Here is a 22559-nt window from a genome sequence, read left to right on the forward strand (position 1 = left end):
TCGATCGGTTCCGCGGAATTTTCGTCATCCGATCGCGTGGGCGGATCGCACCGCCAGCTCGCAGGCCTCCCGGACGGCGTGCTCGGCGCCGGGCCGGCTCTGGCATCCGATGCTGATCCGCACCGGGCCGTCCAGCAGCACCGTCCAACGCACCTGGTGGGCGGGGCGGATCTCGCGGTAGGTCACCGCGGGGCGGCCGACGCTGGTTGCGGTCGGGTCGAAGTCGACGAACACCCCGGCGGGTGCGGCGTCGATCGCCTGTTTCAACCGTCGCGCGGTGTCGCCGAGCGTCTCACCGACGACCGGCGACTGGGTGATGTGCAGGGCCACTTCGGGATCCGTCGGCGAGGTGACCTGCACCCGCGCCGAACCCGGTCCGCCGACCAGCCGTTGCGTCGGCCAATCGTTGGGCACCGACAGCGCCACCCGCCCTTCGACCAGGGACGCCCCGGGCATGGGCCGGGCCCGATCCGGCGCGGCCGTGATGGCGAGCGGGGCCGCCGCGGCGGCGATGACGGCGGCCGCGCCGAGCCCGCTCAGTAGGCGCGGCCGCGATCGGGCGGGCGCCGCCGCGCTGCGGTCGGGGCCCGCGGGGGCGTCGTCACCGTCCGACGCCGAGCACGCCAGCCGGGCCAGCCGAATGTCGTTGATGTGCACCATCTCTGCGCGGATCCGCCCGCGCAGCGCGTCGGCGACGAGCGGGCCCAGCTCGGCCGCCCCGGCGATCGGGTCCGGGAGGTCGATCAGCACGACCGCCGGCGCCAGGCTCGCGACGGCACGGGCGACGCCGTCGGCCACCGATCGCGGCGGGGCGGTGCGCGGGACGGCCGTGACGGTCGCGGGTGCAGGCTTGCAGATGGCCACCACCCGCTCGGCGACCTCGACCACGACGGTGTCCTCCGGCGCGGCGCGGGACGCGCGGGCCAGCAGCCATGACCGGGGCCGGGCGCGCGCCTCGCCGGCCAGGGTCGCGGCGGCCGCGCTCACCGTCCGCACCCGCGCCGGCGGCCACCAGGACGGATGCACGACGACCGCGCCGTCGCAAGCACAGCACGCGGACCGCAGCGCGGTTTTCCACAACGCCTCGACGGCCACCGGCCGCTCCCCCACCAGCGCGACGGGGTCGTCGATCGCGTCCAGCGCCGCCTCGATCACCTCCCGGTCCGCCGGTGTTCTTGTGCCGCAACACAATCGGCGGATCGTGGCGGGTCCGGTCTCGACCACGGCCCGGTGTGGACTCACGATGGGCTCCAGGCCACCTGGACGAGTTCGTCGGCGCCGGCCCGGGTGGTCAGCACGCCGCGGCCCGGGGGCAGCGGCGGGGCGGCAGCGAACGGCGCCGCCTCGCTCATCGTCAGCGACATGCAGCCGAGGTCACGCAGGCCCGCCAGCAGCGGCTCGAACATCGCCCGCTCGGCGCCGCCGCTGCGCCGCGCGATGATCAGGTGCAAACCCAATTCGCTTGCGTACGGCAGGAATTCGACGAGCGGCGCCAGCAGGTTGCCGGACGGCGAGGCCACCAGGTCGTAGTCGTCGACCACGACGTAGACGTCCGGCCCGCTCCACCACGACCCTGCCCGCAGCTGGGCCTGGCTGGCGTCGGGAGGCGGCATCCGGCCGCTCAGCAGGTCGAGCAGGCCGGGCAACAGCGCGGTCAGCGCGGCCGGCGACATGGCGTATCCGCGCAGCTGTTCGGACTCGACGATGCCGAGCAGCGCCCGCCGGAAGTCGACGATCACCAGCTGGGCTTGCGCGGCGGTGTTGGTCCGGACGAGTTCGCGGCACAGGGTGCGCAGCGCGGCGGTCTTGCCGCAGCCGTTGGCGCCGAGGATCAGCAGGTGCGATTCCCGCGCGAAATCGATTGCCAGAGGCTGCAGTTGGCGTTCCTGCAGGCCGAGCAGCGGGCGGCCGGCGAATTCGTCGCCGGATCCGCGCCGCACGGCGTCGAGGTCCACCCGCGCCGGCAGCAGCGGTATCGGCGGCGCCACCGATTCGCCTGCGGCGACGTCGGCGACGGGTGAGGCGATCACCATGTGCAGCCCGTCGTGGGACAGGCCGCGGCCCGGGCTGTCGCGCGGCACGTGCGCGGCGGCCCTGCGGTCGATCTCGGAGTCGGCCGGGTCGCCGAGCCGCAGCTCGATGCGGGTGCCGATCTGATCGCGCAGCGCGGGTCTGATGTCGGCCCAGCGCGACGCCGACAACACCAGGTGCACACCGAACGAAAGACCTTGTCCGGCAAGGGCGATGATCGATGCCTCCAGCGTCTCGAAGTCGCGGCGCAGCACGGCCCAGCCGTCGATCACCAGAAAGACGTCGCCGAACGGATCGCTGCCGGGGCGCCGCTGCCGGTAGTCGGCGATCGAGGCGATGGCGTGCTCGCCGAAGAACGCTTCGCGGCGGCCCACCACCGCCTCGCATTCGGCGACGATCCGCCCGACGCGGCGCGGTTCGGCCCGGCCGGCGACCGCGCCGACGTGCGGCAGCGTGTGCAGCGACGACAGGGCACCGCCGCCGAAGTCCAGGCAGTAGAACTGCACGCGGGCCGGATCGTGCGTCGCCGCCAGGGCGGTGATCAGGGTGCGCAGCGCCGTCGACTTGCCCGATCGCGGTGCGCCGACGACCGCGACATTGCCTGCGGCACCGGACAGGTCGACGATCAGCGGGGTCCGGCATTGCTCGAAGGGGCGGTCGACAAGGCCGACGGGCACGGTCAGGTCCGCGGCGCCGCCCAGCAGGGTGCGCAGTTCCGGCGGCCGGCCCAGCGGGGGCAGCCACACCCGGTGCGCGGCCGGGCCGTGGCCGGCCAGCCGGTCCAGCGCCGCAGCGGAGATGCTGCGCCCGGACGGGTGGGCCGCCTCGACCGGGCGGCTGACCGGGCCGACCACCCGGGTGCCAAACACCCGCACCATTGCCGGCGGCCGCGGGGCGGTGTCCGGGCGCAGCGGCCCGGACACCAGAGCGGCCTGGAAGCGGATCGGTGCGCCGGCGCCGACCCGCAGGTAGCCGGCGCCGGGATCGGTGGGCAGGTGGTAGGCGTCGAGATTGCCCAGCACGGCGCGGGATTCGGCTTCGGACAGGGTTTTCAGGCACAGCCGGTAGGACAGGTGCGCGTCCAGTCCGCGCAGCCGGCCCTCGTCCAGGCGTTGGCTGGCCAGCAGCAGGTGGATGCCCAGCGACCGGCCGAGCCGGCCGATCGCCACGAAGGTGTCGGCGAAATCCGGTTGCTGGCTGAGCAATTCGGAGAACTCGTCGACGATCACGAACAGGGTGGGCAGCGCCGGCAGCGCGGCGGCGCTCCGGCGCGCGCGTTGGTAGGCGGCGACGCTGTCGCAGCCCGCCGTTCGCAGCGCCTCCTGGCGGCGGTTCATCTCCCCGGCCAGCGCGGCTCGCATCCGGGCCACCAGCGGGGCGTCGTCGGCGAGGTTGGTGATCACCGCGGCGACGTGCGGGGCGTTCGCGTAGTCGAGAAACGTTGCGCCGCCCTTGAAGTCGACGAGCAGCAGGTTGAGCACATCCGGCGAGTTGCGGGCCATCATGCCCAGCGCGATCGTGCGCAGGAGCTCCGACTTGCCCGAACCGGTGGCGCCGACACACAGCCCGTGCGGGCCCATCCCGTGTTCGGCGGGCTCTTTGATGTCGAGCTCGACCGGCGTGCCGTCGGCGGCGACGCCGAGCGGAGCTCGGAGCCGGTCGCGCCCGGTTTGCCGGCCCCACAGCGTCGCCGGGTCGAAACCACTCACATCGGCCAGCCCGACCAGTCCCGGCCAGCCGCCGTCGCCATCGCCGGCGGTCACCCGCTGCCCGGCCAGCCTGCGCGCACACGTCAGGGCGTCAGCGGCGGTCATCCGGTCCGGGCGCGACGGCGACACCGTGCCGGCGGCGGTGCGGATCGTCACCGGCGCGCCGTCGTCACCCGCGCCGATCGCGATCACGGTGGCACCGGCGATCGGTGCGACGGCCCGCTCGGCGACCAGCACCAGCCGCGCCACCGGCAGGCCGGCAAGTGCCTGTTGTGCTTGCGCCGCAGTCGAATACACCATCCGCATCGGGCCCAGCGCATCGTCGTGTGTGGGATGCCGGTTGTGCGGCAGCCATTTCAGCCAATCCCAGTGCGCGCGATCGCCGTCGCCGACCACGGCCGCGATGCCCACCCGATCGGGCGCATGCAGCACGGCGAGCTGGCAGACCACGGCGCGCAGCACGGCACGCGCGGCACCGACATCGCCGTCGATCATCACCGGCGAACCCGCACCCAGGTCGACGGTGACCGGGCCCGGCACCGTCGCATGGGTATGCAGGAAGCGGCGCAACGCCGTCGCGGTGACCGGATCGCGAACCTCCTCGGCGGGCACGGGCGGGGCCACCACGCGACGGGCCAGCGGCAGGACACCCATCCCGACCCGCACGACGCAGAAGTCGGGGTCGGTTGGTCGGCGCCGCCACATTCGGGGGCCGCCGATCAGCGTCCACAGCGTGTCGGGATCGGGATGGTCGCGCAGCGCGGACGCGCACTGCGCCGCGGCGATCTCGGAGACGGACCGCCCGAGCTGATTCAGGTATTCCAGATACCGGCCGCGATCGGCGTCGAGTCCGCCGCCCCCGCGGCGGCTCCGACCGATCAGCGCCGCCGCCACCGTCGAAACCAGCATCGCCGCCGGGAACGCCAGGAACGCGGGCTGGCGGCCCGCCGCGCCACCCGAGGCGAACACGACCGTCATGACGCCCATGCCGGCCACCGACAGCGCCACCGGCAGCAGGCGGGCCGGCAGGCCCGTCGACTCCGGCGCCGGCAGTTCCGGCGGAGCCTCGACAACGATGTCGGCCTGGGTCATCGCGCATCCCCTCCCGGCCGACGACGGTAGGGAGCACCGGAATCGGCGGCAACTCACCTGTGGACAGCCGAATACCGGGGCGCCGAGACCCGGCTATGTTCTGCGCAATCCGAGCGAAGGAGAGTGGCGTTGGCCGTATCGACTACCGGGCTGTGCCGGGTCAGTGTGCACTGGGAAACCCAGGCCGTCGACGTGTCCCTGCCCGCCGAAATCGCTGTCGCGGAGCTGATTCCGTCGCTCGTCGACATGCTCGGGGCCGGCGACGGCGGCGCCGGGCGCTACCGGTTGTCGGCCCCGGGCGCCGCCGCGCTGGATCCGTCGACGACGTTGGCGCACAACCACATCGGCGACGGCGCGATCCTGGTGCTGAGCCGGATCGACGTGCCGCTGCCCGCACCGCGCTACCGCGACATCGCCGACACCGTGTCGGCCGCGCTCGATGCGACGGCCCGGCCGGATGTTGCGGTCCGGCGGGTCGCGGGCGCGGCGGCGGCCGCGTCCTTCGTCGCGGCGGGCGGGCTGCAGCTGGTGCGAAACACGTTCAGCGCCAGCGTTGTTCCCGATTCCGGCGGTACGGTCGCGGTGCTGGTATCGACCACCCTGCTGACGCTGGGGGCGGCCGCGGTCGCGCACCGCGGCTATCGGGACCCGGGCGCCGCCCTGGCGCTCGGCGCGATCGCCACCGTGTTCGCGGGGCTGGCCGGTTTCGTGGCGGTGCCCGGCGCGCCGAGCCTTTCCCACGTGTTGCTGGCCGCGGCGGCCGCGGGCCTCGCCGCGGTGTCGGCGATCGGGCTGTCGGGTTGCGGCGCCGGGTTGCTCGCGCTCGCCTGCTGGTGCCTGATCCTCGCCACCGCCGCGCTGGCCGGCGTGCTCAGCGGCGCGCCGCTGCCGGCCGTCGCCTCGGCGGCCGGGCTGGTGTCGCTGTGCCTGCTCGGGATGGCGGCCCGCGCGTCGCTCGCACTGGCGGGGCTGTCGCCCCGGCCGGCCACCGCACCAGCCGGCGGTCCCGAGCCCGGCGAGGCGTGGGTGTCCGCCCGCGCGCGCCGCGCCGACCGGTGGTTGACCGGCCTGCTGGCCGGGTTGTCGTCGTCGGCCACCGTCGGCGCCGCCGTCACCGTGCTGGCCGGCGCGCCCCGGCTGTGCTGCCTGGCGTTCGGAACCGGCACCGGCGCGCTGTTGCTGCTGCGCTCGCGTGGCGGTGACGGCACCCGGGCTCTGGTCTTCGCCGCCGGTGGAATCGTCACCACCGCAACGACATTCGGTGTCGCGGCCTGGAGCGCACCGCTGCCCGGCCCCTGGGTGGCGGCGACGACGGCGACGCTGGTCGCCGCGGCGCTGTACCTCGGCTGCGCGGCCCGAACCTGCTCGCCGGTGCTGAGCCGGGCGGCCGACCTGCTGGAGTGGCTGGCGCTGGCCGCCCTGGTGCCGCTCACCTGCTGGATCGCCGGGCTGTACGGCACGGTTCGGGGACTGACGCTCGGGTGAGGGTCGTGCGGCTGCTGGCGGTTTCGGCGCTGACGATGCTTCCGGTGTTCGAAACCCCTCCCGCGCACGCGGTTTCGCCGCCGGCCGTCGACGACAAGTGGTTGCCGAAGCCGGCCCGGCCGGCGCCGCCGTGGCCGACCGCGCAGCGCGAGGTGTGCGCGACGCTGACCGCCGACTCGGGCCCGGGCCGGCGCGGCCCGGCGGGCGGGTCGGACCTGTCGGCGGTGTGGCAGCTCAGCCGCGGCACCGGCCAGCGCGTCGCGGTCATCGACACCGGGGTCGCACGGCACCGCCGGCTGCCCGCAGTGGTGCCCGGCGGCGACTACGTGTCCACCGGCGACGGCATCCAGGACTGCGACGCGCACGGCACGCTGGTCGCCGGAATCATCGCCGCCGCAGCCGATCCCAAGTCCGACGAATTCAGCGGCATCGCACCGGAGGCGACGCTGATCAGCATCCGCCAGTCCAGCGCGAAGTTCGGGCCCGCCGGCAACCGGTCGGGCGGCGGGGTCGGCGACGTCGACACCCTGGCCAAAGCCGTTCGCACCGCGGCCGATCTCGGCGCGTCGGTGATCAACATCTCCTCGGTGGCCTGCGCGCCGGTGGTCTCGGCGCCCGACGACCGGGCGCTGGGCGCCGCGCTGGCCTACGCCGTCGACGTCAAGAACGCGGTCGTGGTGGCCGCCGCCGGCAACACCGGCGGCCCGGGGCAATGCCCGCCGCAGCGGCCGGATGCCACCTGGCAGACGATCACCGTCGCCGTCAGCCCCGCCTGGTACGACGACTACGTGCTGACCGTCGGTTCGGTGAACGCCGACGGAGCCCCGTCGACGTTCAGCCTGGCCGGCCCGTGGGTGGACGTCGCGGCGCCCGGCGAGGCGGTGACGTCGCTGGCGCCCGAACCGGTGTCCGGCACCAGCTATGCCGCCCCGGTGGTGAGCGGGCTGGCCGCGCTGATCCGGGCCCGCTTCCCCGCGCTGACCGCGCGCCAGGTGATGCAGCGCATCGAGGCGACGGCGCATCATCCGCCCGCCGGGTGGGATCCCCTGGTCGGGCACGGCACCGTCGACCCGCTCGCCGCGGTCAGCGCGGAGACGGGCGCGCCGCCGCCCGCCCCCAGAGCCGCGGCGGTGCCGATCGCGGCCCCGCCGCCGGCGCCCGCCCGTGATTCGCGCGCCCCGGACGTCGCGGTGCGCGGAGCCGCGTTCTGCCTTGTCGCGCTGACGCTCGCCGCGGCCGCCGGGGCGGTCCGGGCCCGGCTACGGCGCACCCGCGACGGTGTCGCGGGCGACTGAGGCGTTCGGTCTGCTCAACTCCGGCCCGGCCGGCAGCAGGGTGAGCAGCGGCCACGGCGCCGGGCTCGGCTGCCCCAGACCCAGGTCGGCCGCGGCGTCGTCGTCGGGCACGGCGAACCGGACCCCGGTGTCGGTGATCAGGTAGCGGGTGCCGGCGTTCGCACCGGCCCGTACGTAGGCGCTGCGGCCGGGCGGCAGGTACACCGCGTCCAGCGCGGGTCCGCGGCCGTCGGCCTGCGCCAGGGTCACCGGCGCCCGACCGGGCGGCACCGGAACCGCCGCCCCGGTCAGGAACGCGACGGAACGGGCGTCTCCCCAGCCGGCGCAGATCGTGGCGGCCGGCTCCGACACGGCCGGCGCCCGGTCGGGGAAGCCGGCCACCGGCAGCGCCGCGACCACCGGGGCGGTGCGCAGTGCGTCGGGTGCGACGGTCACGGCGTCGGCGCCGCCCTGCGGGTTGCTGAGCCGCAGCAGGTCGGCGGCCACCCGGCCGATGCGCTGCACGCCGCCGGCCAGCACCGCGTAATACTCGTCACCGTCGGCGCGGATGATGCGAAGCACAGTGCCGATCGCGAATCCCGGCAGCCCCGGCGCCGCGCCGCCCAGGCCGGGTATCCGCGGAACCGCGATCGGCGCCGCCTCCGGCACGGCCTCCAGCAACGACTGCGAGACGAGCCGCGGCGCCCGGCCCTCGAGCCGCAGCGTCCGCACCACCGCGGCGTCGGCCAGGTCCACCCGGGCCCGGTGGCCGTCGTGCAGCAGGTAGGCCGGCGAACCCGCGGCGGCCGCGACCAGCATGGCCTGCCCGCCGCCCAGCACGCGCATCGAGGCGGCGTCCGGGCGGCCGAGCAGGATCGTCGTGGTTGCGCCGGCGCCGTCGCTGTCGCACAACGACCACGCCGTGTCCGCCGCTGCCAGCGGCCGGCCGAGGAACGCGGGCGCGCCCGGAATGCCCAGCAGCGGACCGCGTTTGCTGCCGTCCAGGTCGGCCTGGCGGATGGTGAGCGGATCGACGGCCGACGCGGCGATGAGCCGCGCCGAGGCCAGGTTGAGCACCGGATGCCAGGTGTCGCCGACCCGGACGAACAGGGCACCGGAATCCCGGGCCAGCACGACCCGCGCCCCGTCCAGCGCGACGTGCGGGCGCAGCAAACCCAGCAGCGTCGCTGCGGCCAGCGCGGCCGCCGTCAGCACCGCCCCCGCCGCCAGCGCCGCGGGCTGGCCGCGGGCACGCATGCCGGCCGCGGCCGGGTCCTGACCCAGCAACGCGCATTCCAGCCGGCGCGACAGGTACCGGTACGCGCTGACCTGCAGCCACGTGGTGGGCCGACGCGGCACTGCTCCCCTTCCCCGCGAATCCGTTGCGCACACGCTAGGCCGCCGGGCGGCGCCGCCGAAGCGGTTATCCACAGGTCGCGGGAGTTTCGCCGGGCCGCGATTTGGGTAAAATTGCCCGGTGAAAACTCACCGGATCGGCCGACTCCTCGGTCTGGGCTCATCGGCGCTGATCACCGCCGCCGGCCTGCTCGGCGCCCCGGCCGCGGTCCCGGTGGCCTCCGCCGACGATTGCCCCGACGTCGAGGTCATCTTCGCCCGCGGCACCAACGAGCCCCCCGGCATGGGCCGGGTCGGCGACGCCTTCGTCGAATCGCTGCGCCAGCAGACCAGTGGGTTGAACATCGACACCTACGGGGTCAACTATGCCGCCAGCAAGCTGCAGCTGCACGGCGGCGACGGCGCCAACGACACCATCAACCGGATCAAGCAAGCGGTGCAGAAGTGCCCCAACACCAAGATCGTGTTGGGCGGCTACTCGCAGGGCGCCTCGGTGATGGACATCGTGGCCGGCGTGCCCATCGGCGGCATTAACTGGGGCAGCTCGATCACCCCGGATCTGGCCAGTCACGTCGCGGCCGTGGCCACGTTCGGCGACGTCGCCGACCGCGCCGGCGGCACGCTGCCCAGCCAGAGCGCGCTGCTGGGCTCCAAGGCCATCGACCTGTGCAACCCCAACGACCCGATCTGCCACGCCGGCCCCGGCAACGAGTGGAGCGGGCACACCGAGGGCTATGTCCCCGTGTACACCACGCAGGCGGCGGCGTTCGTCGCCTCCAAGCTGATGGGCGCGGGCCAGTCGGTGCCCGGCTACGGGCCGTCGGTGCCGGGTGCGGGCCCGCAGTCGCCCGGCTACGGCCAGCAGTCACCGGTGTACGGCCAGACCCCGCCGGGTTCGGGTCCCTCGATCCACGACAACGCCCCCGGCCCCGGCACGGCGCCGGCCCCGGCCGTGCCGAGCACGCCGCCTTCGCAAGCACCTCTCGTCTGAATCGTTACCGGCCCGCGACCAACGCGCCCCTAACATCGCTGTGTGAGGCTTATCCCTGTGGGGCTGGGCGTCGGGCTGCTCGCGGGCGCAGCGGTTTTGATTGCCCCCCAATTGATTCCGCTCGCGTCGGCATCGTGTCCGGGCGTTGAAGTGGTGTTCGCCCGGGGAACGGACGAGCCGCCCGGGGTGGGGAAGGTGGGCGGCGCGTTCGTCAGCTCGTTGCGTGAGCAGACCCGCAAAAGCGTTGGCGCATATGGGGTGAACTATCCGGCCAACAAGGACTTCCTGGCCGCCGCGGACGGCGCCAACGACGCCAGTAACCACATCCAGCAGATGGCCGGCAACTGCCCGAACACCAAACTGGTGCTGGGCGGGTATTCGCAGGGCGCCGCCGTCATCGACATCGTCACCGCCGCACCGGTGCCGGGCCTGGGCTTTCGCAACCCGTTGCCGCCGCAGGCCGCCGATCACGTCGCCGCCGTCGCCCTGTTTGGGAATCCGTCGGGCCGGGCCGGCCGCCTGATGAGCGCCCTGACCCCGGATTTCAGCGGCAAGACCATCGACCTGTGCAACCCGGGCGACCCGATCTGCTCGGGCGGTTACCAGTGGGCGTCGCACCTGAGCTATGTGCCCGGATTGACCAACCAGGCAGCCAGGTTCGTCGCCGCCCGGGTCTAGCGCGAGCGCACGTCGCGGGTGATCAGGTTGCGCGCCGCCAGCTGGTCATCCGGCGGGTAGTCGACCCCGACCAGGGTCAGCCCGTGCGCCGGTGCGGTGGCGTAGTCACTGGATCGGTTTGTGGCGCTGAGCAATTCGCGACACCAGGACACCGGCCGCCGGTTCTCCCCGACCGCCAGCAGCGCCCCGACCAGGGAGCGCACCATCGACCAGCAGAACGCGTCGGCGCTGACCCTCGCAATGATCAGGTCGCCGTCGCGGGTCCAGTCCAGGCGCTGCAGGTCGCGGATGGTGGTGGCGTTCTCGCGGTGACGGCAGAACGCGGCGAAGTCGTGCAGCCCCAACAGGTCTCGCGACGCGGCGGCCATCGCCTCGACGTCCAGGGGGCGGGGCCAGGCGGTGACGTAGCGGGCCTGCTGCGGCAGCACACCCCACGGGGCCGTCGAGAGCCGGTAGACGTAGTGGCGCCGCAGCGCCGAGAACCGGGCGTCGAAACCCGCTGGCGCGCGGGTGATGTCGACGACGCGGACGTCGGTGGGCAGGAACCGGCCCAGCCGGCGCAGCAGCGGCCCGAATTCGGCTTCGCCGACGTGCGGTGCGCGCGGGTAGGCGTTCGGCAGCGCGGTGCCCGGCACGTCGAGATGAGCGACCTGCCCGGTGGCGTGCACCCCCGCGTCGGTGCGGCCCGCGGCGCGCAACCGCACCGGCGTGCGGAAGACGGTCGTCAGCGCCTCGTCGAGCACCCCGGCCACGGTCCGCTGGCCGGACTGAGTAGCCCAGCCCGCGAAACCTGTTCCGTCATAGGCGATATCGAGCCGCAGACGGACGTCCTCGCTAATCCTCGCTGGACCCTTCGGCCTCGTCCGCCGGCTGCGGCGCCGCGGCCTCCGCTTCCGGCGCGGCTTCCGGTGCGTCCGGCGCCGGCGCGGCCTCGACCGCTTCCGGCTCGACCGCCGCCTGCGGCGCCGCCGCCGCGGCCTCCGGGGCCTTCTTCGAGGCCTTCACCCGGCGCGCCCGGTCGGCCTCCGAGGTGACCGTCTTCTCCCGCACCAGCTCGATCACGGCCATCGGAGCGTTGTCGCCCTTGCGCGGCTCGACCTTGATGATGCGGGTGTAGCCGCCGTTGCGGTCGGCGAAGAACGGGCCGATCTCCTCGAACAGGACGTGCACCACGTCCTTGTCGCGGATCTTCTTGAGCACCTCGCGGCGGTTGTGCAGCGCACCCTTTTTCGCGTGCGTGATCAGCTTCTCCGCATACGGACGCAGCGCACGCGCCTTGGGCTCGGTCGTCTTGATCCGGCCGTGCTCGAACAGCGAGGTGGCCAGGTTGGCCAGAAGGGCCTTCTGGTGCGAAGACGACCCGCCGAGGCGAGGCCCCTTGGTGGGCTTGGGCATTGCTGACGCTCCTTAGGTCAAAGCCGTGTTACAGCTGTTCGGTTTCCGCGTAGTCCTGGTCGTCGTAGGCGGCCTCGGTGGACCAGGTGCCGGTGGCGACGTCGTAACCCGCGACCTGCGACGGGTCGAAGCTCGGCGGGCTGTCCTTGAGCGACAGGCCCAGCTGGTGCAGCTTGACCTTCACCTCGTCGATGGACTTCTGGCCGAAGTTGCGGATGTCGAGCAGGTCGGACTCGGTGCGGCTGACCAGCTCGCCGACGGTGTGCACACCCTCGCGCTTGAGGCAGTTGTAGGACCGCACCGTCAGGTCCAGGTCGTCGATCGGCAGCGCGAACGACGCGATGTGGTCGGCCTCGGCCGGCGACGGCCCGATCTCGATGCCCTCGGCCTCGACGTTGAGTTCGCGTGCCAGGCCGAACAATTCGACCAGGGTCTTACCCGCCGACGCCAGCGCGTCGCGCGGCGTGATCGAGCTCTTGGTCTCCACGTCCAGGATCAGCTTGTCGAAGTCGGTGCGCTGCTCGACACGGGTGGCGTCCACCTTGTAGGTGACCTTGAGCACCGGCGAGTAGATGGAATCGACTGGGATACGGCCGATTTCGGCGCCCGAGGCGCGGTTCTGCACGGCCGGCACGTAGCCGCGGCCGCGCTCGACGACCAGCTCCACCTCGAGCTTGCCCTTGTCGTTCAGCGTGGCGATGTGCAGCTCGGGGTTGTGCACGGTGACGCCGGCGGGCGGCACGATGTCACCCGCGGTGACCTCGCCGGGACCCTGCTTGCGCAGATACATGGTGACCGGCTCGTCCTCCTCCGAGGACACCACCAGGCTCTTGAGGTTCAGGATGATCGCGGTGACGTCTTCCTTGACGCCGGGCACGGTGGTGAACTCGTGCAGCACGCCGTCGATGCGGATGCTGGTGACGGCCGCCCCCGGGATCGAGGACAGCAGCGTGCGGCGCAACGAATTGCCCAGGGTGTAGCCGAATCCCGGCTCCAGCGGCTCGATGACGAACTGGGAGCGGTTGTCGGTGAGGACTTCCTCCGACAGGGTGGGTCGCTGAGAGATCAGCATGGTGTTTCTTCTTCTCCTTCTCGGCACCCGCTATTTGATGCCGCTAAGTACCCTGCGCCGGGTTCAGCGCAGGGGTTCTTACTTCGAGTAGAACTCGACGATCAGCTGCTCGGTGAGCGGCACGTCGATCTGCGCCCGCTCGGGCAGCTGGTGGATGAGGATGCGCTGCCGCTCCCCCACCACCTGCAGCCAGCTCGGGACGGGCCGGTCGCCCGCGGTCTCCCGCGCGATCTGGAACGGCACCGAGTTCAGCGACTGCTCGCGAACGTCGATGATGTCGTACTGCGACACCCGATAGCTGGGCACGTCGACGCGCACGCCGTTGACCGTGAAGTGGCCGTGGGTGACCAGCTGGCGCGCCATCCGGCGGGTGCGGGCCAGGCCGGCCCGGTAGACGACGTTGTCCAGGCGGCTTTCCAGGATCCGCAGCAACTCCTCACCCGTCTTGCCGGGCTGGCGGACGGCCTCCTCGTAGTAGCGGCGGAACTGCTTTTCCATCACGCCGTAGGTGAAGCGGGCCTTCTGCTTCTCCTGCAGCTGCAGCAGGTATTCGCTCTCCTTGATCCGCGCGCGGCCGTGCTGGCCGGGCGGGTAGGGGCGCTTCTCGAACGCCTGGTCGCCACCGACGAGGTCGGTGCGCAGCCGGCGCGACTTGCGGGTGACGGGTCCGGTGTAACGAGCCATGATTTCTGCTAGACCCTTCTGCGCTTCGGGGGGCGGACGCCGTTGTGCGGCTGGGGGGTGACGTCGGAGATCGCGCCGACCTCCAGCCCGGCGGCCTGCAGCGACCGGATCGCCGTCTCCCGGCCCGAGCCCGGGCCCTTGACGAACACGTCGACCTTGCGCACGCCGTGTTCCTGCGCCTTGCGGGCCGCGTTCTCGGCGGCCAGCTGGGCGGCGAACGGGGTCGACTTCCGCGAGCCCTTGAACCCGACGTGGCCGGACGACGCCCAGGCGATGACGTTGCCCTGCGGGTCGGTGATCGTCACGATCGTGTTGTTGAACGTGCTCTTGATGTGGGCCGCGCCGTGCGGGACGTTCTTCTTCTCCCGGCGGCGGGTCTTCTGCCCCTTCTTGGGGGCAGCGGCTGCCTTCTTGGCTGGTGGCATGGGTGGTTACCTGGCCTTCTTCTTGCCGGCGATGGTGCGCTTGGGGCCCTTGCGGGTGCGCGCGTTGGTCTTGGTCCGCTGGCCGCGCACCGGCAGGCCGCGGCGGTGCCGCAGGCCCTGGTAGCAGCCGATCTCGATCTTGCGCCGGATGTCGGCCTGGACCTCGCGGCGCAGGTCACCCTCGACCTTGAGGTTGGCCTCGATGTAATCGCGCAGGTGGGTCAGCTGGTCATCGGTGAGATCGCGGGTGCGCAGGTCCCGGTCGATGCCGGTGGCCGCCAGGATCTCGTTCGACCGGGTGCGGCCGACACCGTAGATGTAGGTCAGGGCGATCTCCATCCGCTTATCGCGCGGCAGATCGACGCCGACTAGTCGAGCCATGGGTGGCGTTCCTCTTTTTCTCTGCGGAGGTCTGATCCCAGCCCGTTCCCGCTTCCCCTGGGGGATTTGCGGGGCCCGGCCTCCGTCCGGGCGTGTCCGAGCGGCGCTGATTCGTCTTTTTTGGCGCTTGACGCGCCAGGCAGCTCGGTGGTGCTGGGAGGTCTGCATTCAGTTGTGTCGGGGGCCGGGCGAACCCGGCCGCGGCTCAGCCTTGTCGCTGCTTGTGGCGCGGATCGGAGCAGATCACCATGACCCGCCCATGCCGACGGATCACCCTGCACTTGTCACAGATTGGCTTGACGCTCGGGTTGACCTTCACGGCTGTTCGATCCTGTTCTGTGTCGTTACTTGTAGCGGTACACGATGCGGCCCCGGGACAGGTCGTACGGAGACAACTCCACGACCACCCGGTCCTCGGGCAGGATGCGGATGTAATGCTGCCGCATCTTGCCGCTGATGTGGGCAAGCACCTTGTGACCGTTCTCCAGCTCAATGCGAAACATCGCATTGGGCAGGGGCTCGACCACGCGGCCCTCGACCTCTATGGCGCCGTCCTTCTTGGCCATAACTGGTTAAAAATCCTCGTCGTTTAGTCTCGTTCGGGTATGCGCCCAGGTCGGCGCACCATTGCACACCGACTTGGAACGTGAGCCGGTGACAGGAAATTCCTAGGACTGGACACACAAAAAGTCGGCGCGGATGCCGCACCGTCGTTCTACGATACCTGGTTTTCGGCCGCCACCAAAATCCTCCTGACGAGCGCAGACCCCCGGCCGGCGGGGGCCGGAATAGCGGCCCGCGGACGCCGGTTGCCACGACCATGACCCAAGCAGCAGGCAAGCCCGATCTCGGCCGGTTCGGATCGTTCGGACGCGGCGTCACACCCCAGCAAGCCAAGGACATCGAGGCGCTCGGCTACGGCGCCGTCTGGGTGGGCGGTTCCCCGCCGGCCGAGCTGGCCTGGGTGGAGCCCCTTCTGGAGGCGACGACGACGCTGCAGGTGGCCACCGGCATCGTCAACATCTGGACCGCGCCCGCCGGGCCGGTGGCCGAATCCTTCCACCGGATCGAGGCGGCCTACCCGGGCCGCTTCCTGCTGGGCATCGGTGTCGGGCATCCCGAGGCGCACACCGAATACCGCAAGCCCTACGACGCGCTGGCCGACTACCTGACCCGGCTCGACGAGTACGGCGTGCCGGCCGGCCGCCGGGTGGTGGCGGCGCTGGGGCCGCGGGTGCTCAGGCTGTCCGCCGAGCGCTCCGCCGGGGCGCACCCCTACCTGACCACGCCCGAGCACACCGCCCGGGCCCGCGAGCTCATCGGCCCGTCGGCCTTCCTGGCGCCCGAGCACAAGGTGGTGCTGACCACCGACGCGGAGCACGCCCGGGCGGTCGGCCGCAAGGCGCTCGACATCTACTTCAACCTCGCGAACTACCGAAACAACTGGAAGCGGCTGGGTTTCACCGACGACGAGATCACCCGGCCGGGCAGCGACCGCTTGGTCGACGCGCTGGTGGCATATGGCAGCGTGGACCGGATCGCCGCGCGGCTGCGCGAGCATCTGGACGCCGGCGCCGACCACGTGCCCGTGCAGGTGCTGACCAAGGATGAAAACCTGGTCTCGGCGCTGGCCGAACTGGCGGGGCCGCTCGGACTGAAACCGTCCTGACCACAGGGGGAGCCGGATGACTGAGGGAGTTTCGCTCAAGCCCGACCTGGGCCCGTTCGGCGTGTGGCTGTCCACCCGGTCCATCACCGCCGAACTGGCCGCGCGGATCGAATCGCTGGGCTACGGCGCCGCCTGGATCGGCGGATCACCCGACGCCGAGCTGTCCTGGGTGGACCCCGCCCTGGCCGGCACCACCTCGCTGCACCTGGCCACCGGGATCGTCAACATCTGGTCGGCGCCGGCCGCGGCCGTCGCCGAGTCGTTCCACCGGATCGAAAGCGGCCACCCCGGAAGGTTTTTGCTGGGCATCGGGGCCGGCCACCGCGAGCACACCCGGGAGTACGTCAAGCCGTACGACGCGGTGGTCTCCTACCTCGACGAGCTCGACGCGGCGGTGATCCCGACCAGCCGGCGGGTGCTGGCCGCGCTGGGACCGCGGATGCTGCGGCTGGCCGCTCAGCGCAGTGCCGGCGCGCACCCCTTCCTGACCACCCCGGAACACACCGCCAAGGCGCGCGAATTGGTGGGCGGCTCGGTCTTTTTGGCGCCCGCGCACAAGGTCGTGCTCACCACCGACCGGGACCGGGCGCGGGCGGCCGGCCGGCAGGCCATCGAGCACAACCTGGGCCTGAGCAATTACGTGCACAACTGGCTGCGACTGGGGTTCACCGAGGCCGACGTGCGCCCACCGGGCAGCGACCGGCTGATCGACGCGGTGATCGGCTACGGCACCCCGCAGGCCGTCGCGGCGCGACTGCGCGAGCATCTGGACGCCGGGGCCGACCACGTGGCGATCCAGGTGCTGGGCGGGGATTCCGAGGAGACGCTGCTGCCCGCGCTGACCGAATTGGCCGATGCTCTGGGGCTGACTCGGACGAACTGACCGATCGGCTCCGTTAGGGTTTGGGTCATGCGGTTACTGGTCACCGGCGGCGCGGGTTTCATCGGCGCCAACTTCGTGCACAGCACCGTTCGCGAGCATCCCGAGGACTCGGTGACGGTGCTCGACGCCCTGACCTACGCGGGCCGGCGCGAGTCGCTGGCCGGCGTCGAGGATTCCATCCGGCTGGTGGTCGGCGACATCACCGACGCCGAGCTGGTGTCGCGGCTGGTCGCCGAGTCCGACGCCGTGGTGCACTTCGCCGCCGAGAGCCACGTCGACAACGCGCTGGCCGGCCCGGAGCCGTTCCTGCACACCAACGTGGTGGGCACCTTCACCATCCTGGAGGCGGTGCGGCGTCACGGCGTGCGGCTGCACCACATCTCCACCGACGAGGTCTACGGCGACCTCGAGCTCGACGACCCGAACCGGTTCACCGAGTCGACGCCCTACAACCCGTCCAGCCCGTACTCGGCGACCAAGGCGGCCGCCGACATGCTGGTGCGCGCCTGGGTGCGCTCGTACGGGGTGCGCGCGACAATCTCCAACTGCTCCAACAACTACGGCCCGTATCAGCACGTCGAGAAGTTCATCCCGCGCCAGATCACCAACGTGCTCACCGGCCGCCGCCCCAAGTTGTACGGCACCGGCGCCAACGTGCGCGACTGGATCCACGTCGACGACCACAACAGCGCGGTGCGCCGCATCCTGGAATCCGGCGAGATCGGCCGGACCTACCTGATCAGCTCGGAGGGTGAACGCGACAACCTGACCGTGCTGCGGACGTTGCTGCAGATGATGGGGCGCGACCCCGACGACTTCGACCACGTCACCGACCGCGTCGGACACGACCTGCGCTACGCTATCGACCCGTCCACGTTGTACGACGAATTATGTTGGGCGCCAAAGCACACCGACTTCGAGGAGGGCCTGCGTGAGACCATCGACTGGTATCGCGCGAACGAATCGTGGTGGCGGCCGTTGAAAGACGCCTCGGAAGCGCGCTACGAAGAACGCGGGCAGTGACGTGTCGGCCCGCGAACTGAAAATCCCCGGCGCCTGGGAGATCACCCCCACCGTGCACGGCGACGCCCGCGGCCATTTCTTTGAATGGCTGACCGACAAGGGGTTTCGCTCCTTCGCCGGTCATCGGCTCGACGTCCGGCAAGCCAACTGCTCGGTGTCCGCGGCGGGTGTGCTGCGCGGCCTGCACTTCGCCCAGGTGCCGCCCAGCCAGGCCAAATACGTGACCTGCGTGCGTGGTTCGGTGTTCGACGTGGTCGTCGACATCCGGGTGGGCTCGCCCACGTTCGGGCAATGGGATTCGGTGCTGCTCGACGACGCCGAGCACCGCACGATCTACATCTCCGAGGGTCTGGGGCACGGATTCCTTGCACTGCAAGACAATTCGACGGTGATGTACCTGTGCTCGGCGGAATACAACCCGGGGCGCGAACACACCATCTGCGCCACCGATCCGGCGCTGGGGATCGACTGGCCGCTGGTGGCCGGTGCCGCGCCCACGCTGTCCGAGCGCGACGCCGCGGCCCCCAGCCTGGAGGAGGTTCGCGCCTCGGGGTTGCTGCCCACCTGGGCGGAGACGCAAGCATTCATCGAGGGTTTGCCGCGCTGATCGTCTCGACCCGCATTGTCCGCAACCGTTATCCCGCAACGCAGTTGGCGCTCGCCGTGCGCACAACCCGGGATCGCCGCCCGACCACTTTATTCAACACATATCAAGTAACGCCGCGGTTGCAGCGCCCTGATCGGCCCAGTAGCGTGAACCGGCCCAATTCGGCGTTCGGTGACGTTAGGATGGCGCCGATGATGCCGATGATGCCCGTTTCGGATGACGGGAAACGTCGATGAAACTCGGGCAGGTGTTCGACCCGCGCAGCAACGCACTCAACGCGTGGCGGTTGGCGCTCGCGGCCGAGGTCATCTTCTGGCACACCTTTCCGATCCGCGGTCACCTCCCTTCGGTGCGGGCCGTCCTGCAGCTGTTGCTCTGCGTCGGCGTCGACGGGTTCTTCGCGATCTCGGGCTTCCTGATCACCGCGAGCTGGCTGAGCAACCCGCAGCTGCGGGCCTACCTGGCCGCCCGCGCGCTGCGCATCCTGCCCGGCTTCTACGTCTGCATGATCGTGACCGCGTTCGTCTTCGCCCCGCTCAGCGTGGCGATCCAGGGCGGGTCGCCGGCCCGGCTGTTGTTCTCCTACGCGCCGTTCGAGTACGTGCTGAAGAACATCGCGGTGTTGTGGCTCAAACCCGACGTCGGGGGCACCCCGCACGACATCCCCAACGCGGGCATCTGGAACGCCTCGCTGTGGTCGCTGTTCTGGGAGGTGATGTGCTACCTGGTCGTGGCCGCGATCGGCGTGGCCGGACTCGCCAACCGCCGCTGGGTGTCCCCGGTGATTCTGGTGGCGGCGGCGATCGGGGCGTCGTTCCTGCCGCCGGTCACCTTCCCCGAGGTGTTCCACCACCCGGAGGGCAACGTCGCGACCGCCCTCGTCTTCCTGGCCTGCCGGGCGGCCATCATGTTCTCGGCGGGCGCGCTGCTGTACCAGTGGCGCGACGTCATTCCGGCCCGCTGGTCGCTGGTGGCGGTGTGCGTGGTCATCGTGCTGGTCGCCGGCCAGCTGCCCGACTACCGGGTGGTGGCCGCCCTTCCGCTGGCCTACGCCGTCGTCGTGTCCGGCTCCCTGCTGCACAACCGGCGGTTGTGGTTTCGCACCGACCTGTCCTACGGCATGTACATCTACGCCTACCCGGTGCAGCAGCTGCTGGCCGTTCTCGGGCTGCTCAGCCTCAACCCGGTGGTGTTCTGCCTGGCCGTCGCCGCGGCCACCGTGCCGCTGGCCGCGGCGAGCTGGTTCCTGGTGGAGAAGCCGGCCCGCGCGCTGAAGACACGGTTGAAAAGGAAGGCCGCCGCCACCCCCGAGCAGGCGGCGATGGTGCTGCCGCCCGAGGTCCCGGGTGTGGCGTAGCGGCGCGGCCGGGCACCCCGTTGCCCGCGTCCCCTGCTCGCCGCCTTCGGCCGATACGATGGCGCCGACGGCGCGCGGTGGGCACGGAAACGGAGGCGGATGAAGCTCGGGCAGGTATTCGATCCGCGGCGAAACGCGCTCAACGCGCTTCGGCTGGTGCTGGCCGCCGAGGTGATGCTGTTCCACTCCTGGCCGATCACCGGTCACATGCCGCCCAAGTCCATCCTGCAGCTGTTCTTCTCGGTGGGTGTGGACGGGTTCTTCGCGATCTCCGGTTTCCTGATCACCCGCAGCTGGCTCAGCGACCCCCGGCTGCGTGACTATCTGACCGCCCGCGCCCTGCGCATCCTGCCGGGCTTCTATATCTGCCTGATCGTGACGGCGTTCGTGTTCGCCCCGCTCAGTGTGGTGATCCAGGGTGGCTCGCCCGCCAAGCTGCTCGGGTCCGCCGCCCCGCTCGAATACGTCCTGAAAAACAGCGCGATCGTCTATCTGCAGCCGAGCATCGACGGAACGCTGCACGGGGTGCCGGGCGGCAACGCCTGGAACGGTTCCATGTGGTCGTTGATCTGGGAACTGCTGTGCTACCTCGTCGTCGCCGCCATCGGCGTGGTGGGGCTGGGCAACCGTCGCTGGATTTCCCCGTTGATTCTGGTGCTGGCCACGTTGGGGGCATTGGTCGTGCCGCCGCTGACATTTCCCGGGGTGTGGACCATCCCGCAGCTCGCGGTCCGCTCGGCAATCATGTTCTCGGCCGGGGCGGTCATGTATCAGTGGCGAGACGTCATCCCCGCCCGCTGGTCGCTGGTCGCGGTCGCCCTCGCCATCGTCGCCGCGGCCGGGTTCCTGCCCGACTACCGGGTGGTCGGTGCCCTCCCGCTGGCCTACGCCGTCATCGTGACCGGTTCCCTGCTCAAGAGCGAGCGGTTGGTGCTGCGCACCGACCTGTCCTACGGCGTCTACATCTACGCCTTCCCCACCCAGCAGCTGCTGGCCGTGTGCGGGCTGGCGACGCGGTTGCATCCGGCCCTGTTCTTCCTCGCCTCGGTGGCGGCCACGCTGCCGCTGGCAGCGGCCAGCTGGTTCCTCATCGAGAAGCCGTCGATGGCCCTCAAACGCCGCCTCAAGCGCAAGTGGACCGGCCCGCGGGCCGCCGAAAGCGACCCGCGGGTGTCGCAGGCCGAGCCCGCCCCGGCCGACGTGCTCGCCGACCGCCCGGCCCCAGAGGCGCCGGGACACTTCTAGCCGCGGCTCGGCCGGTGCCGGTAATATGCCGCCCCAGTGCGGGGGGGCGTCCATAGTGCGGGGGGCATAGGCAGGCGGAGGCCGATGACCCTCGGGCAGGTGTTCGATCCGCGGCGCAACGCGCTGAATGCGTGGCGGCTGCTGCTGGCGGCCGAGGTGATGCTGTGGCATTGCTGGCCGATCACCAACCGGCTGCCGCCGGCGGCGACGCTGCAGCTTCTCTTCTCGGTCGGGGTGGACGGGTTCTTCGCGATCTCGGGGTTCCTGATCACCCGCAGCTGGCTCGACGATCCGCGACTGCGCGACTTTCTCGCCGCGAGGGCCCTGCGCATCCTGCCCGGCTACTACGTGTGCCTGATCGTCACCGCGTTCGCGGTCGCCCCGCTCAGCGTGGCGATCCAGGGGGGCTCGGTGGGCGCGCTGCTGTCCTCCGGCGCGCCGCTGGAGTACGTCGCGAAGAACAGCGCGGTGGCCTACGTCCACCTGAACATCGGCGCAACACCCGGCGGCGTACCGCATCCGGGGGTCTGGAACGGCTCGTTGTGGTCCCTGGTCTGGGAGGTGGCGTGCTACCTCGCCGTCGCCGCCATCGGCGTGGCCGGGCTGGCCGATCGCCGGTGGATGTCCGTCGCGGTGTTGGCGCTGGCGGTGGTCGGGGCGGCGTTGGTGCCGCCGCTGACCTACCCGGGGCAATGGACCGTCGCGCAGCTGGCGGTGCGCTCGGCCATCATGTTCGCCGCCGGGGCCGTGGTCTACCAGTGGAAGGACGTGATCCCGGCCCGGTGGTCGCTCGTCGCGGTGTGCGTCGTCGTCGTGGCGGCGGCCAGCCGGCTGCCCGACTACCGGGTGGTGGCCGCGCTGCCGCTGGCCTACGCGATCATCGTGTCCGGCGCCCTGCTGCGCAACCGCCGCCTGCGGCTGGCCACCGACCTGTCCTACGGCGTCTACATCTACGCGTTTCCGGTCCAGCAGCTGCTGGCGGTGTGCGGGCTCGCCCGGTTGCCGGTGGCGGTGTTCTTCGTGACCGCCCTGGCCGCCACCCTGCCGCTGGCCGCGGCCAGCTGGTGGTTGATCGAAAACCTGACTTTTATCACTGTCGGCGATCCGGCGGTTGTGTAGGGCTGTGACCTGTGTCTTCGGTTGTGGCCTGGTGCGGATTTGTGCACTAGCCGGTGGGCCGTAGGGTGCCTGCGTGGCCTATG

21 protein-coding genes and 1 pseudogene are annotated in these 22559 nt (G+C 71.5%); 11 read left to right on the forward strand and 11 right to left on the reverse strand.

What is annotated here, in order from left to right:
- Window positions 1–24: 24 nt before the first annotated feature.
- Together H7I87_RS27920 and eccCb are read right to left on the reverse strand one after the other, a co-directional pair.
- Window positions 25–1242, reverse strand: coding sequence for a type VII secretion-associated protein (locus tag H7I87_RS27920; RefSeq protein ID WP_033712919.1), 1218 nt, complete (start codon window positions 1240–1242; stop codon window positions 25–27).
- Window positions 1239–4832, reverse strand: a complete 3594-nt coding sequence (eccCb, locus tag H7I87_RS27925) for a type VII secretion protein EccCb (RefSeq protein ID WP_023862251.1) — start codon at window positions 4830–4832, stop codon at window positions 1239–1241. The genes H7I87_RS27920 and eccCb overlap by 4 nt, the downstream gene beginning before the upstream one ends.
- Before the next feature lie 123 nt (window positions 4833–4955).
- On the opposite strand from eccCb, the gene eccD reads away from it, so the two are divergent.
- Complete coding sequence (gene eccD, locus H7I87_RS27930) at window positions 4956–6317, forward strand: type VII secretion integral membrane protein EccD (protein ID WP_023862250.1); 1362 nt, start codon at window positions 4956–4958, stop codon at window positions 6315–6317.
- Window positions 6314–7612: a type VII secretion system ESX-4 serine protease mycosin MycP4 gene (gene mycP4 / locus H7I87_RS27935; protein ID WP_031348252.1), complete on the forward strand. Its 1299-nt coding sequence runs from the start codon at window positions 6314–6316 to the stop codon at window positions 7610–7612. The genes eccD and mycP4 overlap by 4 nt, the downstream gene beginning before the upstream one ends.
- Here mycP4 and eccB read toward each other — a convergent pair.
- On the reverse strand, window positions 7577–8950 hold the full coding sequence (eccB, locus tag H7I87_RS27940) for a type VII secretion protein EccB (protein ID WP_011726051.1): 1374 nt from the start codon (window positions 8948–8950) through the stop codon (window positions 7577–7579). The genes mycP4 and eccB overlap by 36 nt on opposite strands.
- Before the next feature lie 118 nt (window positions 8951–9068).
- Between eccB and H7I87_RS27945 the strand changes: the two genes are divergently transcribed.
- Together H7I87_RS27945 and H7I87_RS27950 are read left to right on the forward strand one after the other, a co-directional pair.
- Complete coding sequence (locus H7I87_RS27945) at window positions 9069–9938, forward strand: cutinase family protein (protein ID WP_009978946.1); 870 nt, start codon at window positions 9069–9071, stop codon at window positions 9936–9938.
- Window positions 9939–9995: 57 nt separating this feature from the next.
- Window positions 9996–10616 carry a cutinase family protein gene (locus tag H7I87_RS27950; protein ID WP_011726052.1) on the forward strand — a complete coding sequence of 207 codons (621 nt, stop codon included), beginning with the start codon at window positions 9996–9998 and terminating at the stop codon, window positions 10614–10616.
- Here the strand turns inward: H7I87_RS27950 and truA are convergent.
- The 8 genes from truA to infA form a co-directional block, all read right to left on the reverse strand.
- Complete coding sequence (gene truA, locus H7I87_RS27955; RefSeq protein ID WP_075362335.1) at window positions 10613–11455, reverse strand: tRNA pseudouridine(38-40) synthase TruA; 843 nt, start codon at window positions 11453–11455, stop codon at window positions 10613–10615. The two genes, H7I87_RS27950 and truA, sit on opposite strands and share 4 nt — an antisense overlap.
- Window positions 11451–12011 carry a 50S ribosomal protein L17 gene (rplQ, locus tag H7I87_RS27960; protein WP_009978951.1) on the reverse strand — a complete coding sequence of 187 codons (561 nt, stop codon included), beginning with the start codon at window positions 12009–12011 and terminating at the stop codon, window positions 11451–11453. Before rplQ ends, truA begins: the two co-directional genes overlap by 5 nt.
- 28 nt (window positions 12012–12039) lie before the next feature.
- Window positions 12040–13083 carry a DNA-directed RNA polymerase subunit alpha gene (locus tag H7I87_RS27965; RefSeq protein WP_003873443.1) on the reverse strand — a complete coding sequence of 348 codons (1044 nt, stop codon included), beginning with the start codon at window positions 13081–13083 and terminating at the stop codon, window positions 12040–12042.
- 78 nt (window positions 13084–13161) lie between these two features.
- On the reverse strand, window positions 13162–13767 hold the full coding sequence (rpsD, locus tag H7I87_RS27970; protein WP_003873444.1) for a 30S ribosomal protein S4: 606 nt from the start codon (window positions 13765–13767) through the stop codon (window positions 13162–13164).
- Between the two features lie 8 nt (window positions 13768–13775).
- On the reverse strand, window positions 13776–14192 hold the full coding sequence (gene rpsK, locus H7I87_RS27975) for a 30S ribosomal protein S11 (protein WP_003879486.1): 417 nt from the start codon (window positions 14190–14192) through the stop codon (window positions 13776–13778).
- A gap of 6 nt (window positions 14193–14198) precedes the next feature.
- Window positions 14199–14573 carry a 30S ribosomal protein S13 gene (gene rpsM / locus H7I87_RS27980; RefSeq protein WP_003873446.1) on the reverse strand — a complete coding sequence of 125 codons (375 nt, stop codon included), beginning with the start codon at window positions 14571–14573 and terminating at the stop codon, window positions 14199–14201.
- Window positions 14574–14778: 205 nt separating this feature from the next.
- Complete coding sequence (gene rpmJ, locus H7I87_RS27985; RefSeq protein WP_003879483.1) at window positions 14779–14892, reverse strand: 50S ribosomal protein L36; 114 nt, start codon at window positions 14890–14892, stop codon at window positions 14779–14781.
- A gap of 25 nt (window positions 14893–14917) precedes the next feature.
- Window positions 14918–15139 (reverse strand): translation initiation factor IF-1, encoded by a 222-nt coding sequence (gene infA / locus H7I87_RS27990; RefSeq protein ID WP_003418601.1) that lies wholly within the window; start codon window positions 15137–15139, stop codon window positions 14918–14920.
- A 254-nt stretch (window positions 15140–15393) separates the two neighbouring features.
- On the opposite strand from infA, the gene H7I87_RS27995 reads away from it, so the two are divergent.
- From H7I87_RS27995 to H7I87_RS28025, 7 genes and pseudogenes are all read left to right on the forward strand, one after another.
- Window positions 15394–16242, forward strand: a complete 849-nt coding sequence (locus H7I87_RS27995; RefSeq protein WP_023862248.1) for an LLM class F420-dependent oxidoreductase — start codon at window positions 15394–15396, stop codon at window positions 16240–16242.
- Between the two features lie 16 nt (window positions 16243–16258).
- Window positions 16259–17125 carry an LLM class F420-dependent oxidoreductase gene (locus H7I87_RS28000; RefSeq protein ID WP_009979000.1) on the forward strand — a complete coding sequence of 289 codons (867 nt, stop codon included), beginning with the start codon at window positions 16259–16261 and terminating at the stop codon, window positions 17123–17125.
- 27 nt (window positions 17126–17152) lie between these two features.
- Entirely contained in the window at window positions 17153–18148 is a 996-nt protein-coding gene (gene rfbB, locus H7I87_RS28005; RefSeq protein ID WP_003873450.1) for a dTDP-glucose 4,6-dehydratase, read from the forward strand.
- Window position 18149: 1 nt separating this feature from the next.
- Entirely contained in the window at window positions 18150–18755 is a 606-nt protein-coding gene (gene rfbC, locus H7I87_RS28010; protein WP_011726055.1) for a dTDP-4-dehydrorhamnose 3,5-epimerase, read from the forward strand.
- 232 nt (window positions 18756–18987) lie between these two features.
- The gene (locus H7I87_RS28015) at window positions 18988–20112 is read left to right on the forward strand and encodes an acyltransferase family protein (protein ID WP_003873452.1); all 1125 of its coding nucleotides are present in this window, start codon (window positions 18988–18990) and stop codon (window positions 20110–20112) included.
- 99 nt (window positions 20113–20211) lie between these two features.
- Complete coding sequence (locus H7I87_RS28020) at window positions 20212–21357, forward strand: acyltransferase family protein (protein ID WP_009979002.1); 1146 nt, start codon at window positions 20212–20214, stop codon at window positions 21355–21357.
- Window positions 21358–21441: 84 nt separating this feature from the next.
- Window positions 21442–22434, forward strand: a pseudogene (locus H7I87_RS28025) (acyltransferase family protein); the annotation flags it as partial.
- Window positions 22435–22559: the final 125 nt, after the last annotated feature.

This window comes from Mycobacterium timonense, from assembly GCF_025821985.1.
GTDB classification, from domain to species: domain Bacteria; phylum Actinomycetota; class Actinomycetes; order Mycobacteriales; family Mycobacteriaceae; genus Mycobacterium; species Mycobacterium avium.